11 protein-coding genes and 1 tRNA gene are annotated in these 16,026 nt (G+C 45.7%); 1 reads left to right on the forward strand and 11 read right to left on the reverse strand.

Features of this window, described 5'->3' with window-relative positions:
- Positions 1 to 26: 26 nt before the first annotated feature.
- From AB1S55_RS13265 to AB1S55_RS13315, 11 genes are all read right to left on the reverse strand, one after another.
- Positions 27 to 1,892, reverse strand: a complete 1,866-nt coding sequence (locus AB1S55_RS13265; RefSeq protein WP_370978662.1) for a SurA N-terminal domain-containing protein — start codon at positions 1,890 to 1,892, stop codon at positions 27 to 29.
- 127 nt (positions 1,893 to 2,019) lie between these two features.
- A complete protein-coding gene (locus AB1S55_RS13270) occupies positions 2,020 to 2,292 on the reverse strand; it encodes an HU family DNA-binding protein (protein ID WP_370978663.1) in 273 nt (90 codons plus the stop codon).
- Positions 2,293 to 2,527: 235 nt separating this feature from the next.
- A complete protein-coding gene (lon, locus tag AB1S55_RS13275) occupies positions 2,528 to 4,939 on the reverse strand; it encodes an endopeptidase La (RefSeq protein WP_370978664.1) in 2,412 nt (803 codons plus the stop codon).
- Between the two features lie 79 nt (positions 4,940 to 5,018).
- The gene (gene clpX / locus AB1S55_RS13280) at positions 5,019 to 6,305 is read right to left on the reverse strand and encodes an ATP-dependent Clp protease ATP-binding subunit ClpX (RefSeq protein ID WP_370978665.1); all 1,287 of its coding nucleotides are present in this window, start codon (positions 6,303 to 6,305) and stop codon (positions 5,019 to 5,021) included.
- Between the two features lie 81 nt (positions 6,306 to 6,386).
- Positions 6,387 to 7,025 carry an ATP-dependent Clp endopeptidase proteolytic subunit ClpP gene (clpP, locus tag AB1S55_RS13285; protein ID WP_370978666.1) on the reverse strand — a complete coding sequence of 213 codons (639 nt, stop codon included), beginning with the start codon at positions 7,023 to 7,025 and terminating at the stop codon, positions 6,387 to 6,389.
- A 246-nt stretch (positions 7,026 to 7,271) separates the two neighbouring features.
- The gene (tig, locus tag AB1S55_RS13290) at positions 7,272 to 8,585 is read right to left on the reverse strand and encodes a trigger factor (protein ID WP_370978667.1); all 1,314 of its coding nucleotides are present in this window, start codon (positions 8,583 to 8,585) and stop codon (positions 7,272 to 7,274) included.
- Positions 8,586 to 8,643: 58 nt separating this feature from the next.
- Positions 8,644 to 8,728, reverse strand: a tRNA-Leu gene (locus tag AB1S55_RS13295).
- Positions 8,729 to 8,913: 185 nt separating this feature from the next.
- Positions 8,914 to 10,089: an acetyl-CoA C-acyltransferase FadA gene (fadA, locus tag AB1S55_RS13300; protein WP_370978668.1), complete on the reverse strand. Its 1,176-nt coding sequence runs from the start codon at positions 10,087 to 10,089 to the stop codon at positions 8,914 to 8,916.
- Between the two features lie 10 nt (positions 10,090 to 10,099).
- On the reverse strand, positions 10,100 to 12,265 hold the full coding sequence (gene fadB, locus AB1S55_RS13305) for a fatty acid oxidation complex subunit alpha FadB (protein ID WP_370978669.1): 2,166 nt from the start codon (positions 12,263 to 12,265) through the stop codon (positions 10,100 to 10,102).
- A 137-nt stretch (positions 12,266 to 12,402) separates the two neighbouring features.
- Entirely contained in the window at positions 12,403 to 12,972 is a 570-nt protein-coding gene (locus AB1S55_RS13310) for a helix-turn-helix domain-containing protein (protein ID WP_370978670.1), read from the reverse strand.
- 1 nt (position 12,973) lies between these two features.
- Positions 12,974 to 14,824: a beta-ketoacyl synthase gene (locus AB1S55_RS13315; protein WP_370978671.1), complete on the reverse strand. Its 1,851-nt coding sequence runs from the start codon at positions 14,822 to 14,824 to the stop codon at positions 12,974 to 12,976.
- A 123-nt stretch (positions 14,825 to 14,947) separates the two neighbouring features.
- Between AB1S55_RS13315 and AB1S55_RS13320 the strand changes: the two genes are divergently transcribed.
- Positions 14,948 to 15,946: a GlxA family transcriptional regulator gene (locus AB1S55_RS13320; protein WP_370978672.1), complete on the forward strand. Its 999-nt coding sequence runs from the start codon at positions 14,948 to 14,950 to the stop codon at positions 15,944 to 15,946.
- Positions 15,947 to 16,026 lie beyond the last annotated feature (80 nt).

Here is a 16,026-nt window from a genome sequence, read left to right on the forward strand (position 1 = left end):
TTTTGTATCACCTGTAATTCAGGTTTCTATTTCAACTTAATATCTGCCAACTCAACAGCACGGCCTTCATAGGTTGAACCGTCTAGGTTTGAGTACGCTTGGCTTAGCTGTGCAAGAAAGGCTTCTTTTTCACCCTCTTCCATATCCGCTTCAGTGCCCTGTTGCACTTCGCTTAATGCAACTAAGGCCATCGAGCCACTTGGGGTTTGCTCAACAACAAAACGAATACCCTCTTCAGGAGCTGGGCTTGTAAACGCTATCGCTGCAATTTCTCGATTAAGCTCAGCGTGGTCGCGCTTGACAAGCTCATAAGCTTTGTATTCGTAGGCAAGCTCTTCAGCAATTTCCTCAGCGCTCTCTCCCGCTTCAATTCGCTGTTGTAATTCACTAGCTAGTGTTACAAGGCGGTCAGCTTGTTTTTGCACAAGAACTTGCTGGCTAACAATGTCTTTAACTTCATCAAGGCTCTGGGTGTAACTTGGTTTGTGCTCAGCAATACGAACAACAACACTGCGTGTATCATCAAGTTCGATGACTTTACTGTTGTGGCCATTTTGTAGAACTTCAGGGTCAAAAGCTTCAATACGCACAGACTCGGAACTAGCAATGCCTAAACCTCGTGAACGCTCAAACCAGTCACTGGATTCAACACTTAAACCCAGCTGTTCGGCTGCGCCATTTAAATCGTCTGAAGAAAAGGTTAATTCACCCAGCTGCTCATTCAGTAAGGCAAAATCTTCAATTGCAAGTGCAGAAGCGATTTCAGAGCGAATCTGGTCTTGGCGCTGTTCAAAGCTAGGTACTTCAGGCGTATGCTTGCTTAACACTTTAATAAAGTGTGTACCTGCTTCTGTTTCTACAGGTCCACTGACTTGATCTTGTTCAAGCTCGTATACAGCAGTTTCAAAGGCCTCAGGGAACATACCAGGAGAAAGCACACCTAATTTACCGCCTTCCATATTTGTTGCTATATCATCTGAATATTCTTCTGCAAGAGCGTCAAAAGACTCACCTGCAGCAATCTTTTGTTCAATTTCAGCGATACGCTCTGGGCTTGCTGTTTCCAAAAGAATATGAGCAACTTCGTAACTGTCTTTGCCTTGGAAATTAGCAACTTCGGCTTCGTATTGAGCGCGTATATCTGCTTCGTCTACCTCAAGGCTTTGAGCAATTACATCGACAGATAGCTCTAAATACTCAACTTTAACTTTTTCCGAAACCAAAAATGCGCTTTTGTTTTCATCATAAAACTGTTGAAGCTCTTCTTCACTGATATCGATATCAGCTTCGGCTTTATCGGCAGGAATCAAAATATTATAAAAACTGCGTTTTTGATGGGTCAGCTTTAATAATTGTTGAAATTCAGATTCCGTAGCAAACGAGGATGCCGCTAAGCCAGCTGCCTGTTGAGCAACAATTAAGTCGGCTGCTACTTCATCGCGGTAAGTAAGCGGTGTGAAATTAGCCTGAGCCAACAACATGCGGTAGCGAGCTTGATCAAACTCACCATCGGTTAAAAACTCTGGGCTTTGCAACAGCGTTTCAGCAAATACTTTATCTGAAATACCCATGCCATCTTGCTGACCGTTAGTCACAAGTGCCATACGGCGGGTTAAGTTATTTAACACGGGACCGCGCATAGACTCTTCCGATAAATACGGAGAGGAAGCATCAACGTTGCCTTGCTGTAAAATACGATTACGCTGGCTACGAATAGCACGCTGCAATTCGTTATTGGTAATGGGCTGGCCATTTACGCTTGCTGCATCAGTGCCGGCAACAGAGCCTAAAAAACTTGGTGCAATACCGGTGAATACCATCGGTACAACAAAGACAAGAACGACAACAACGGCAAGCGTGCCTTTTAAATTCTGACGAACGCTTTCTAACATGGGAACCTCAATAGCTGAAAAGATAAAGGCGCATAGAATGCGCCTTTATCAAAGTGGCTTAACCACTAATACTTATTCTAATCCACCGCCCTTAGGCACATTGCCACTAGCGGCTTGCAAAAAGCTCTTAGTTAACGGCGTCTTTTAACGCTTTACCAGGCTTGAAGCTAGGGATTTTTGCTGCGGCAATTTCGATTGGTGCACCTGTTTGTGGGTTGCGGCCAGTACGAGCTGCACGCTCTTTTACTAGGAAGGTACCAAAGCCAACTAGAGCTACTTGGTCTTCTTCTTTAAGTGCATTAGTGATTGAATCCGTAACGGCGTCCAATGCACGGCCTGCAGCGGCTTTAGAAATGTCCGCAGATGCTGCGATGGCTTCGATTAATTCTGATTTGTTCACAATGAACCCCTCTTATTATCATAAAGAACTGAAAAAAAGCTTGCTCGCCCCTGAGCGAGCTTCTCAGGTCGTGTCGCGTGATGCGATGTCCCGCTAAGCGCCCCGCTCCAGACCCATAAATATGTGTGTGCGAAACGAGGGAGAATTTATACCAAGCGCTCTTTGGTCGGTCAAGTGACAATTCGCCAAAGGCCAGAGTTTTTAAGGCCTAGAGGCGAATTAGTTCCAATTACGCCTAATGCGTGCTTATTCTTTGATCAGAATCGCCATCTTTCGCTTGCCGCTCAAGTTGCTCGTATTCTTCATCACTGAAAGGTTTAGGCATGAACTGCAAAGCCACTTCTAAGACATCATCAATCCATTTAACAGGCTTAACGCTAAGATCGGCGAGAATATTATCTGGAATTTCTCGCAAATCGCCCTCGTTATCGGCGGGAATAAGCACGGTTTTAATGCCGCCGCGATGTGCAGCAAGTAACTTTTCTTTTAACCCGCCAATTTTTAAAACTTCGCCACGCAAGGTGATTTCACCTGTCATGGCCACATCAGCACGAACAGGAATGCTGGTAAACACAGAGACCAAAGCTGTGCACATTGCAATGCCCGCTGAGGGCCCGTCTTTGGGTGTGGCACCTTCGGGAACATGTATGTGTAAATCTTTATCTTCGTGGAAGCTAGGCTTGATACCCAGCACTTGTGCGCGTGAGCGTACAACAGTCATGGCGGCCTGAATACTTTCTTGCATGACATCACCAAGTGAGCCAGTTTTTACCATGCGGCCTTTGCCAGAAACGGCCGAGGCTTCAATGGTAAGTAGCTCGCCACCAACTTGAGTCCAAGCAAGGCCCGTCACCTGCCCTATTTGGTTCTCTTCATCGGCACGGCCAAAATCAAACTTGCGAACGCCAAGGTAGTCGTCAAGTGCATCAATGTTTACGTTTATTTTTTCTGCGCTATTTTGTTTAACGTTTTTAGTGACTACTTTACGGGCGATTTTTGCGATCTCACGATCCAGACCGCGTACACCTGCTTCTTTGGTGTAATAACGGACAACATCGCGAATAACCTCGTTATCAATATCAATTTCTTCGGTTTTTAAACCGTTATTCTTAATCTGCTTAGGAACAAGGTAACGGCTAGCAATATTGATTTTTTCGTCTTCGGTATAGCCAGGTATACGAATGACTTCCATGCGATCGAGTAATGGGCCTGGAATGTCCATTGAGTTTGAGGTGCATACAAACATGACATCACTTAGATCGTAATCAAGCTCGAGGTAGTGATCGTTAAAAGTGGAGTTTTGCTCTGGGTCTAAGACTTCCAACAAGGCGCTGGCAGGATCACCACGATGATCCATACCCATTTTGTCAATTTCATCGAGTAAAAATAGTGGGTTCTTGACCCCTACTTTACACATCTTTTGAATTAGCTTGCCAGGCATAGATCCGATATAAGTTCTACGATGCCCTCGGATTTCAGCTTCATCGCGAACGCCGCCAAGTGCCATTCTTACGAATTGACGATTGGTCGCTTTAGCAATCGATTCACCTAGTGAGGTTTTACCAACGCCTGGAGGGCCAACAAGGCAAAGAATTGGGCCTTTAACTTTCTTAACGCGTTTTTGTACAGCAAGGTATTCCATTATGCGTTCTTTGACTTCGGCCAAACCGTAATGATCCTTTTCAAGGATACGTTCAGCTCGGGCAAGATCATGCATAACACGACTGCGCTTTTTCCAAGGAATGCTCACCATCCAGTCTATATATGCTCGAACAACGGAAGCTTCGGCTGACATGGGTGACATCATTTTAAGCTTGTTTAGCTCTGCGCCAGCCTTTTCTTCAGCCTCTTTAGGCATGCCTGCATCAGCAATTTTTTTACTTAGCTCATCAAGCTCATTAGCTTCAACGCCTATTTCACCAAGCTCTTTTTGAATGGCCTTCATTTGCTCATTCAAATAGTATTCACGCTGGCTGCGCTCCATTTGTTTTTTTACTCTGCCGCGAATCTTTTTCTCTACACGATGAAGATCTGCTTCGGCTTCAAGTAAAGCAATGAGGTGCTCTAAGCGCTCGTGGTCATTAACAAGTTCTAACAAGTTTTGCTTTTGTTTGAGCTCCAAGGACATTTGTGCAGCAACAGTGTCGGCTAGACGGCCGGGTTCGTCGATGCCTGTAATAGAGCTCAGTACTTCATTTGGCACTTTCTTGCTGGTATTAACGTAGTTCTCAAAGCCAGCCATAAGTGAGCGCATCAGGGCTTCAGACTCACGATCAGCCTCTGTGTGAGCAGGAAAACCTTCAAAGTCGGCAACAAAATACTCACCTTGGTCTCGAATATCTTCAATTTTTGCCCGATAGCGCCCCTCAACCAGGACTTTGATCGTGCCATCTGGCAGCTTAAGTAACTGCAAAACGGCAGCAACGGTACCAAAGTAAAACAGATCTTCTGCGTTGGGCTCATCAACAGAGGCGTTTTTTTGAGCGACAAGCAGTACTTGCTTGTCTTCAAGCATTGCTTGCTCTAATGCTTGTATTGATTTTTCACGCCCTACAAATAGGGGGATGACCATGTGTGGATATACCACGACGTCACGCAGAGGTAGTAGCGGTAAGGTCGTGTCGTCAACTTTTGTGGTATCAGTCATAGCTAATCTTCTTTTTAAATACAGTGCATCTACAGTGTGGAACAGGTGGAAATGAAAACGGCGCCGAAGCGCCGTTTTTTTACTCGTCAGGCAGTGCCTTAGGGGTTTCTACTGATTCATAAACGAGTAGTGGCGCTGATTCACCTTTAATCACCGATTCATCAACCACTACTTTGGCAACATTTTCTTGTGAAGGTAGATCATACATGGTGTCTAGTAAGACATTTTCCATGATTGATCGCAGGCCACGAGCACCGGTTTTACGCTCCATTGACTTGTTAGCAACAGCGGCTAAAGCCTCATCGCGGAAATCGACTTCAACGCCTTCCATTTCAAAGAGCTTGCCATATTGTTTAACAAGTGAGTTTTTAGGTTCTTTTAGAATGCGAACTAGAGCTTCTTCATCAAGCTCTTCTAGGGTCGCAATAACAGGTAGGCGGCCAACAAACTCAGGAATAAGACCAAAACGAATAAGATCTTCCGGCTCGAGTTCTTTTAAGGTTTCCCCCACGTTTTTAGAACTGTCTTTGCTCTTAACTTCAGCGCTAAAGCCTATGCCGCCCTTCTCTGAACGCTCACGAATAATGCGATCCAGGCCAGCAAACGCACCACCGCAAATGAACAGAATATTAGAGGTGTCTACTTGCAAAAACTCTTGCTGAGGATGTTTGCGGCCGCCTTGAGGTGGAACCGAGGCCACAGTGCCTTCTATAAGCTTAAGTAACGCTTGCTGTACACCTTCACCACTTACATCACGAGTAATGGATGGATTATCAGACTTTCTGCTAATCTTATCGATTTCATCAATGTAAACGATACCTTGCTGAGCTTTATCAACATCGTAGTCGCATTTTTGAAGCAGTTTTTGAATGATGTTCTCGACATCTTCACCCACGTAACCAGCTTCGGTTAATGTGGTTGCATCTGCGACAGTGAAAGGGACATTTAGCATGCGGGCAAGAGTCTGCGCTAATAGTGTTTTACCACTACCGGTAGGCCCAACTAAAAGAATGTTGCTTTTACCAAGCTCAACTTCAGGCTTATTACCTTTGTCACCCAAACGTAAACGCTTGTAGTGATTGTAAACAGCTACCGCTAAAACCTTCTTAGCTTGAGCTTGACCAATAACATATTCGCCCAGCTTAACCGAGATTTCTTGGGGTGTTGGCAATGTATCATTGCCAGTCTCACTGCTTGCCTCTTGGATTTCTTCGCGAATGATGTCATTACAAAGGTCGACACACTCATCGCAAATAAAAACAGAAGGCCCAGCAATGAGCTTTCGAACTTCATGTTGGCTTTTTCCGCAGAAAGAACAATAGAGCAATTTGCCGTTATCGTCACTTCCGCCTTTCTGGTCAGACATTGACCCTCTCCAATCTAAAAACTACAACTCATCACGATGGGGGCTCGTGATGCTAAATTCAAGTGCCTTTACTGCCTGTTTTTAGCTTGCAGCGGTTCTTGTCTCAAGAACTTCGTCAATTAAGCCGAATTCTTTGGATTCATAGGCACTCATAAAGTTGTCTCGCTCCGTTGCAACAGCAACCTCTTCTACGCTACGACCTGTATTTTCAGCCATAATTTCATTTAGGCGTTGGCGAATTTTAAGAATTTCTTGCGCCTGTATGTTGATATCCGTCGCCTGGCCTTGAGCACCGCCTGATGGCTGGTGAATCATGGTGCGTGCGTTTGGAAGGCAAAAACGCTTGCCTTTTGCACCTGCTGTCAACAGAAAGGCTCCCATAGAGCATGCTTGGCCAATACACATGGTGCTAACGTCGGGCTTAATAAATTGCATGGTGTCATGGATAGACATACCTGCAGTGACACTGCCACCGGGTGAATTGATATAAAGGTGAATGTCTTTATCTGGGTTTTCGGCCTCTAAAAACAGAAGCTGAGCAACAACAAGGTTAGCCATGTGGTCCTCAACGGGGCCAACAAGGAAAATCACACGCTCTTTAAGTAGGCGTGAATAAATATCATAAGAGCGTTCACCGCGAGCGGTTTGCTCAACAACCATGGGTACTAAAGAATCGGTCACTTCCAAGTTGTTTGTACCTGTCCAAATGTTATTAGTCATTTAATGCTTACCTTAAAAACTGCATGCTTGGGGCTATTTACGTGCGCAAACACACACTTAGATTAGTCTATCGAGTTTCATTTTACCTATTTCCGGCGAAGTTTCACGGTCTGAACGTGAAAAAGAGTGAACTTGGTATGTAAAGTGCGCAAAGAGTGCATAAAACACTCACACCATCGCTGAAAATTTATTCTGGGCATAAAAAAACCGGCCTAAGCCGGTTTTTGATAGCGCTGAAAGTGCTGTTTAGGCAGCTTCGGTAGGCTTGATAGCTTCGTCGTAAGAGATTTTACTCTCAACTACTTTGCCGCGCTCGATAATCGTATCAACAACCTGATCTTCAAGGGCGGCAGCTTCAACATTGGCAAGCAACTGCTCGTTAGAATAGTAATAGTTAATCACTTCTTCTGGGTCTTCGTAGGTTGAAGCTGTTTCTTCAACGATTTCACGCACGCGATCTTTATCAGCTTTAAGTGATTCTGCTTTAACAAATTCAGAAATGATAAGACCAAGAGCCGTGCGACGCTCAGCTTGCTCTTTAAACATTTCATCAGGCATCAATGCTTTAACGTCAATCTTTTCAGCGATGGCACCGTATTGCTGCATAGTTTGATTGCGCAGTGCGTCAATCTCATTTTGCACTAGAGCTGAAGGAAGCTGAACGTCATTTGCTTTAATGAGGGTGTCCATGACCTGCTCTTTGAGCTTGCCACGAAGAGCGCGTGTTTTTTCACGCTCCATATTGCCCTTCACTTCTTCACGGAAACTTGCTTCATCTTTGCTTTCAACGCCGAATTTTGTGAAAAACTCATCGTTAATTTCAGGCAAGGTTTGCTCTTGTACTTGCTCAACCTTAACGCTGAATACAACGTCAGCGCCCTTTAGGCTTTCTACGTGATAGTCTTCAGGGAAGGTCAGCTGTAGTTCTTTTTCGTCACCGCTTTTGGCGCCAACTAAGCCATCTTCAAAACCTGGGATCATTGAGTTAGAGCCAAGTACCAGCCACTGGCCTTCGGCAGATCCACCTTCAAATACTTCACCGTCACGCTTGCCTTCGTAAGAGATCTTAACGCGATTATCAGTGGCAGCGGCAGCATCTAGATCGCTCCACTCACCCTGGCTCTTACGAAGGGTTTCGATCATCTTGTCGATGTCACTTTCTTCGATATCCGCATCATAACGAGTGAACTCAGACTCACCTAAGTCAGCAAGTTCAATTTCAGGGTAAACTTCGAATGTTGCAACAAATTGAATGTCTTTGCCCTCTTCCATAGAAGTTGGCTCAATGCTTGGTTGGCCAGCAGGGCGAAGCTTTTCGCTAGTAACGGCTTCATAGAAGCTTTTATTGATAGTATCGCCAAGAACTTCTTGACGTACACCTTCGCCATAGCGCTGCTTAACAACTTTGAAAGGCACCTTGCCTTTACGGAAACCGTTTATGCGAACAGTTTTGGTTGCTTGTTGGAGGCGTTTTTGAACTTCACTATCAACGGTGTCAGCTGGAATGCCAACCGTTAAACGGCGCTCCAACCCATTAGTTGTTTCTACAGAAACTTGCATGATTTTCCTCGCGCAACTTTTTTTAGTTGGAGATATATAAGAAATGTTTATTAGTAAATGGTGCGGTCGGAGAGACTTGAACTCTCACGCCTTGCGGCACTGGAACCTAAATCCAGCGCGTCTACCAATTCCGCCACGACCGCATTCACTAAAGCCACCTACTCGAGGTGTTACAGATAAGTCTATGTTTTTAAACGGTTTATTTGGTAAATAAACCTGCCTCACCTGCGAAGGAGCGCCATTCTGCCACAAGCTTTTTTTGCATTCAACATATCTACTAATAAAAATTACATTTTTTGTGTTTTTTTATGAAAATGCACAAAAAAGCTCAAAGTCGCTGAATTATTGTGCTGATTCCCTGGCCTAGTCCTATACACATCGTCGCCAAGCCAAACTCAGCGCCTTTAGCTTCCATAATATTCAGCATGGATCCGCTTATCCTGGCGCCTGAGCAGCCAAATGGATGACCAAGAGCAATTGCCCCGCCGCGTAAATTCACCTTTTCATCCAACTCATCCAGCAGGGATAAATCCTTTAAAACAGGTAAGGCTTGGGCTGCAAAGGCCTCGTTAAGCTCAACCACATCAATATCGGCCATGCTTAAACCTACGCGCTCGAGTGCCATCTTGCTAGCTGGCACAGGCCCATAGCCCATTAACGAAGGGTCGACACCGCATACAGCCGTTGAGTGGATGCGAGCGCGAGCTTGAAGCCCATGCTGTTTGGCAAATTTCGCCGAGCATATAAGCATGGCGGACGCACCATCGGTTATTTGAGAGGAGCTACCAGCAGTTACTGTGCCTCCTTTGGGGTTAAATACAGGTTTAAGTTGAGCTAGGGCCTCCAGTGTTGTGTCTGCACGAATGGTTTCATCATGCCTCATGGTGTAAGGCAGCCCGTCTTCATCATGAGCAAGTGTTTCGGCAATTTCCGCCTGAAACGCACCCTGCTCTCGAGCTTGTGCGGCCAGCTTGTGTGAGCGCAGTGAAAACTCATCCATTTGTTCTCGGCTGATGGCATGCAGTACAGCCAAGTATTCCGCTGTAATACCCATAGAGCCGGCAGCTTTTGCAACGGATAAGCCCAAAGCCGGGTTTGGATCTACCGAGGCATCCATGGGTAGGTGGCCCATATGTTCAACGCCTCCTACTAAGTAAGCATGCCCCAAGTCAGCTTTTATATGTGCTGTTGCGGTATGCATAGCCGCCATAGAGGAGCCACAAAGGCGGTTTACTGTTTGAGCGGGTACGCTGTGAGGGATATTGGTACGCAACTGCATATTTCTAGCAACATTGAAGCCCTGCTCCATGCGTTGCATTACACAACCCCAAATCACATCGTCTATTTTTTCGCTTGGAAGATTGGGGTTAGCATGCAGCAAACTATTAACAAGGTCTGCACTTAATTCTTCTGCTCGCCTAAACCGAAAGCTGCCATTTTTAGATCTCGCCATAGGGGTTCGCTTGAAATCAACAATTACTGCATCGTTGTCTTTTAACATCATCGCCTTCCTCCTAAGCCTTACTCGAATAATAAGTAGCGCCAGATTGTAGATGCTCACGCGTGGTTGGACTCAAGCTGTAAAGCGGGCCAAGATCTTGGTACTTATCAAGCATGGTTAAGAAATTTTGTCCCCCGAGCTGATCGATCCAGCGGAATAAACCTCCACGAAATGGCGGGAAACCCAAGCCATATATTAAGGCCATGTCAGCTTCTTGTGCGGAGGTAACGATGCCCTCCTCTAGGCACAATAGCATCTCAGTTGCCATTGGCAGCATCATCCGGGCAATGATCTGCTCGTCGTCAAACTCCTTTAATTGGGAGTTAGGGTTTTTGATGAGCTCGTAAGTTTCAGAGTGATTAACCTTTAACTGCTTACCTTTTTGATCTTGTTCATAGGCGTAAAAACCCACGCCTGTTTTTTGGCCGTAGTGCTCTGCAGCATAAAGCTTGTCGACTGCGCTTTCATACTCTTTTGTCATTCTGGAGGGGTAGGCTTTAGCCATGACACCCTCAGCGTGGCTTGCTGTGTCGATACCAACCACATCTAATAGTTGGGCCGGCCCCATAGGCCATCCCCAGCGTTCCATAACCTGATCCAATTTCTGGAAATCAGCCCCGTCGCGCAGCAGCATAGAAAACCCAGCCAAATACGGGAAAAGCACTCGATTAACTAAAAAACCCGGGCAGTCATTAACTACCACGACTTTTTTGCCAAGCTTTTGAGCGTAAGAAACTACTTGAGCAACACTCTCTTCTGAGCTTTTTGAGCCTCGAATAACCTCAACTAGGGGCATTCGGTGCACGGGATTAAAGAAGTGCATGCCGCAAAACTTATCGGGCCTTTCTAAGCCTTGAGCTAATAAATCGATAGAAATAGTTGAGGTATTTGAGCAAAGAACACTATCGGCACTGATGTGGCGTTCGGTTTCTGCAAGCACTGCTTTTTTAAGCTTATGATTCTCAACCACAGCTTCAACAACCAGCTCAACGCCACCAAAGCCTTCGAAACTAAGTGTTGGGGTGATGTTGCTAAGAGCTTGAGCCATTTCTAAATGGCTTAATCGACCCCGCTCAACTTGCTTGGCGAAGAGTTTACTGGCCTCGTTCATACCCAAACTTAGGCCTTCAGTTGTAATATCTTTCATAAGTGCCGGCACACCCTTGCTAGCACTTTGATAAGCAATGCCTCCACCCATGATGCCGGCACCAAGTACCGCAACATGCTGAGTATCTATATTACTTTGACATGCAAGCAGCTTGGCTTTTTTAACTAGCGCTTGATCAGCAAGAAAAAGTCCGACAAGTGACTGGCAGGTATCTGTTTGAGTCAGTTTGCAGAAGCTATCGCGCTCAATATTTAAAGCGTCGTCCCGATTAAATTTTGCCGCACTTTGCATTGCGCTGATGGCTGTTACTGGAGCTGGATAATGTCGGCCGGCCTGAGCTTTGATGTAAGCCTTTGAGCTTTCGAAGGCAAGAATTGATTCCATGTCGGGGTGACGCAAGGGGCTCTTTTTCTGCTCACGGCGCGCACTCCAATCAAGGCTGCCTTCCATAAGCCGCTCCAACAGGCTTAGTGCTAAATCCAGTGCTTGTTCTGGTTTCTTAGCCTCAAGTACCGCATCAATAACACCATCTGTAAATGCTTTGCTTGCTTTGTTGTTTTTTCCCGAAGCAATCCACTCTACAGCGACATCAACCCCCGCAAGTCTGGGAAGGCGAACTGTGCCGCCCCAACCGGGTATGATTCCCAGCTTGGTTTCAGGTAGCCCTAATTGAGCATCGCTTGTTGCCACACGGTAATCGCAGGCTAAGCAAAATTCCAAGCCTCCTCCAAGTGCATAACCAGAGACGAGAACAAGTGTTGGGAAAGGTAGGTCTTCAAGCCGGTTAAAGCTACGATTATTCTTCTTAAGGTGCTCATCTACAGAGTCTGGACCTTTAGCAAAGACGGAGCCAAATTCATTGATATCAGCACCAACAACAAAGGCATCTTTAGCGCTTGAGACAAGTAAGCCCTTTGCCTTTTGATCTGATTTAAGTACGTCGAGCACCTGCTCAAGCTCAGACATCGCCAGTAAGTTAAATTTATTTGTTGATTCGTTTTTAAGGTCAAAAACCAAATGCCGAATTCCACCTTTTAGGGCTTTAAGCTCAAAGGCACGTCCTTGAAACATAGCAACCTCATTATCTCAGCGTCATCAAGCTTGCGCTTAGCCGAAATTAAGCGGCTATAAAGCAGCAGGCCATTTTTATGAAGTATGGATGACAGCTTTGGGAATTAACAGGAGGCGGGAAAATAAGTGCTGAGAACTTATTCTGAGAGGCTCACACTGACCACAACACAAATATGATCACTGTTGTTGCGAAATGTATGTGGGCGATGAATAGTAAAGCTAAAAGCATCCCCTTCGGCAAGGTCGTATTCAGCGCCATCAAGAGTCAGGCTTAAGCTGCCCTGAATAATCAGCCCCGCAACCACGCCATTACGCATCATCCACTCCGATGTTACTTTTGCGCCAGGATGATAGGCCTTACGTGCAAGGTAGGCACCGCTGGAGGCATCCCCAAAAGGTAGAATATGGTAATCAGTATCGTTTTTATGAATTTGAACCAATTGGTCTTTACGAAAAACAGAGGGGCTTAGCTCCAGATCCTCAGAAAAGAACTCCTGCATAGACATGGGGATTGCCGCTAGCACCTTTTCCAAAGACACAACCGATGGGCTTACTTTACCCTGCTCGATATTTGAGAGGGTGCCATTGGTGACATCGGCCCTGCGAGCAAGTTCGCGCTGACTGAGGCCGGCTCGCTCGCGTACCAATCGCAAGCGCTGGCCTAGTTGGTCGGTAAGTTTACAGCCTTGAACATCCTTGTCTGGCATATTAGAAACCCTCTAGGCCTTCATTGTCATCCAAGGCGACGGCCTTGGTATAGCCTGGGAAGCTTACCTCATGGCGATTAATGCTGATCTCATCCTCATTAATCAAGTCGCTTCCAAAGTGATATCTAGGTTTTAAGTCGCCTGTATCGGCTCCATCAAAGTAACTCTCTTGTGCTTGCTCTACCTTGGCGGCTTTTGCTTTATAACTAGCGAGCTGCTCGCTGCTGTAGTGATTCTGCAGATAGTCATCAACAAGAGATGGAGAAAAAACCGTAGCCGTAGCATTATTACCACCAAAGCCTTTGCTGTTTAAAAAAGCCACCTTTGCACCATTAGGTCCTAGGTTTTGATCCTTATTGCTTATGGATAAGCGGTTTCCGTAAATGTCATCGGCAACTTTATCAATGGTTTTTATACCTGGCAGTACTCCTCGGTTAAAGATACCTAGGGTACAAGCCAGCTGATCACCACTTGCAGGGCCAAGGGAGTGACCTACATACGACTTAACAGCAGTAACAGGCCAGGAATCAATGCCAAATGCCTCAGCAACGCGGTCGAAAATCCGGGATTCCGTTACTCTATTCTGCGGGGTGCTTGAGCCATGAGCTTGAACAAAGCTTGAGTTTTTAACAATATCATCACCAACTAAGTTGCGAGCAAGGCCCACGGCTTTTGCCATGGTTAAATAATTACCCGCGCCTGGGGCTGAAATCGACTTTTTGTAGCCGTCTGCATTGACATATACGCCGGGAACCGCGCCATAAATAGTTGCGCCAAGCTCCATTGCTAAATCATCAGACATCAAAACAACGTATTGAGCTGATTCGGCGATAGTAAAGCCACAATTCTCGCCAAAGGGTCGGCTGGCCTTTCTGAAGTCAGGCTCTTCAGAGCCATCGAGCTTTCTCAGGTCATCATCCGTCGCCAGTGCGCTCATTGCGGCATAACCGTCGATAACTTCGGGTAAAATAGGTGCTTCAGCACAGCCTACTACCGCAACCTTGCGGCGGCCTCGACGCAAATCTTCTACGGCCCAGCGCAAGTTGTAAAGAAAAGTCGCGCAAGCCCCTGTTACAGCCCCCGTACTGCCCAAGCTACCAAGTACATAAGCATTGGTGAAATCGGCCGGCATACTGGTAAAGCCCAGAGAAAGCTGCTTAGAGCTGCTGCGCTTGCCAAGCACGCGTGCGTTCATCATGCCGCCAACACCTGTATCGTCAAGCTGGCTCATGACACTGCTTGAGTACACGGCAACATCATCTGGGTTGACGCTGTCTTGGATCTGCTGCCAGTCGATGCCCACACTGTTAATTGCGTCTGAAGCGGCAAGTATGGACATTTGTAGGCCGCGAGGATGATGAGTGGAGCGATAATAATCGCCGGGGTTAAAACCTGTAGGAAGTTGACCCGCTGCACGCACCTGCAAAGCATCTTGTACATCAATACGAGCTTTTAGTGGTTCGCTCACAGTAATTCTGAAACGACGAGCTTTTTCATCTAAAGCTTCGACTTTCCATGTCTCTGGTATGTTTGATGGCATTTGACGAGCACTTAATTCAAATTGAGTGCTCGTTTGTTCGTCACTATTTAACTCAACATTGATAGCTGAGCGAGCCTTATCGGTATCGAGCACGCTTGGGTCGAGCTGGCGCACAAGAGAAGCATTCAGCACTGTTTGCTCATCAACATCGTCAGCGAGGCCAGTTAGGGCTTTTAAGCTGGCAAGCACACGCTGCTTATCCGAGTTTCCTAAGCTTTCGTAAATCATCCGCTCGTAGGCACGATGACCAGAGGCCCTGCCTGCTGCGTTATATCCACCAAATCCAACAATTAAAGGGAGGTAACTGCGCATAACTCGGTTTATCACTGCTTAGGGTTCAAAGAAGCAGTAATTTAACGCATAAAAACTGGAACATTTAGGGGGGAATGAGTCATCATATGCTGTGAATCAGCCATACCTTCAAGAGTTTAAGTCGTGTCTAATTTAACGGTTTGTTTTTTGATCTGCGAGCACACGCTTGCCACAAGTATAAGCTTGCCTATTGAGCTTCTTAAAGCGGCTTCTGATATTGCCCGAGCCAAAAGGCAAGATGCGCCGCGACTTAATATCCAGCTGCTTGCAAATTTACAGCTTCCAAGCCCTGGGGCCGACATCTTTAATTACGCTGACCTACAAGATATTGAAAACCAGGAGCATGCTGACATTGTCTTTCTGCCAGCCCTTTGGCGTAATCCTTTCCCTGTTGTAAAAAAGCACAAGAGGACTTGCAATTGGTTGAAAAAAATGTTTTCACGTGAAACCACCCGTATTGCCGGTGTCGGTACAGGTTGTGCATTTATGGCTGAGGCCGGCTTGCTCAATGAACGCATTGCGACAACTCACTGGCATTTCTTTGACAAGTTTGAAAAGCGTTATCCCAAGGTTATCGTGCAGAGAAACTACTTTATTACTCAAAGCGGACGCCTATACTGCACAGGTAGTGTTAATACGCTAGCCGATTTAGTTGTGCACTTTATTGAACTGCATTATGGCAAAGATATATCCGTTGAAGTACAGCGTCACTTTTTTCACGACATACGTAAAAATTATCAACAACTGGCTCTACGTGATGATGAAAAAGCCCTTCATACGGATGAGCTTATGCTTGATGCTCAGAGTCTCATCCTAGCTAAGCTAAGTGAAAAAATTAACTTCAGTGTTATCGCTCAGGACTTAGGCTTAAGCAGGCGTAGTTTTGATAGGCGTTTTAGAAAAAGTTTTGGTAAAAGCGCTTTGCAGTGGCAGCAAGAACAGCGTTTAGATAATGCTAAAGAGTTATTAAAAAATACTAACTTAAGCATAACGGAAGTGATGCATGAGATCGGCTATAGTGACTCGCCTCATTTTAATCGCCTTTTTAAAGAGGCCTTAGGCTTAAGTCCACGACAATATCGCACTACTGTACGCGCAAAATTGTTTTCAATAAAGCCCTAAATACCTAAGTTTTGACTCATTCCAAATATAGTTGTTGAATTTTACGACAAAAAATTACCTGATTAAAAAAGCCTTTATTT

It is taken from the genome of Agaribacterium sp. ZY112, assembly GCF_041346925.1.
In the GTDB taxonomy this organism is placed as follows: domain Bacteria; phylum Pseudomonadota; class Gammaproteobacteria; order Pseudomonadales; family Cellvibrionaceae; genus Agaribacterium.

What these genes read in the sequence shown, in the direction of transcription:
- AB1S55_RS13265 (WP_370978662.1), bottom strand. Translation starts at nt 1,892, where the DNA reads ATGTTAGAAAGCGTTCGTCAGAATTTAAAAGGCACGCTTGCCGTTGTT.
- lon (WP_370978664.1), bottom strand. Translation starts at nt 4,939, where the DNA reads ATGACTGATACCACAAAAGTTGACGACACGACCTTACCGCTACTACCT.
- clpX (WP_370978665.1), bottom strand. Translation starts at nt 6,305, where the DNA reads ATGTCTGACCAGAAAGGCGGAAGTGACGATAACGGCAAATTGCTCTAT.
- clpP (WP_370978666.1), bottom strand. Translation starts at nt 7,025, where the DNA reads ATGACTAATAACATTTGGACAGGTACAAACAACTTGGAAGTGACCGAT.
- tig (WP_370978667.1), bottom strand. Translation starts at nt 8,585, where the DNA reads ATGCAAGTTTCTGTAGAAACAACTAATGGGTTGGAGCGCCGTTTAACG.
- fadA (WP_370978668.1), bottom strand. Translation starts at nt 10,089, where the DNA reads ATGATGTTAAAAGACAACGATGCAGTAATTGTTGATTTCAAGCGAACC.
- fadB (WP_370978669.1), bottom strand. Translation starts at nt 12,265, where the DNA reads ATGTTTCAAGGACGTGCCTTTGAGCTTAAAGCCCTAAAAGGTGGAATT.
- AB1S55_RS13310 (WP_370978670.1), bottom strand. Translation starts at nt 12,972, where the DNA reads ATGCCAGACAAGGATGTTCAAGGCTGTAAACTTACCGACCAACTAGGC.
- AB1S55_RS13315 (WP_370978671.1), bottom strand. Translation starts at nt 14,824, where the DNA reads ATGCGCAGTTACCTCCCTTTAATTGTTGGATTTGGTGGATATAACGCA.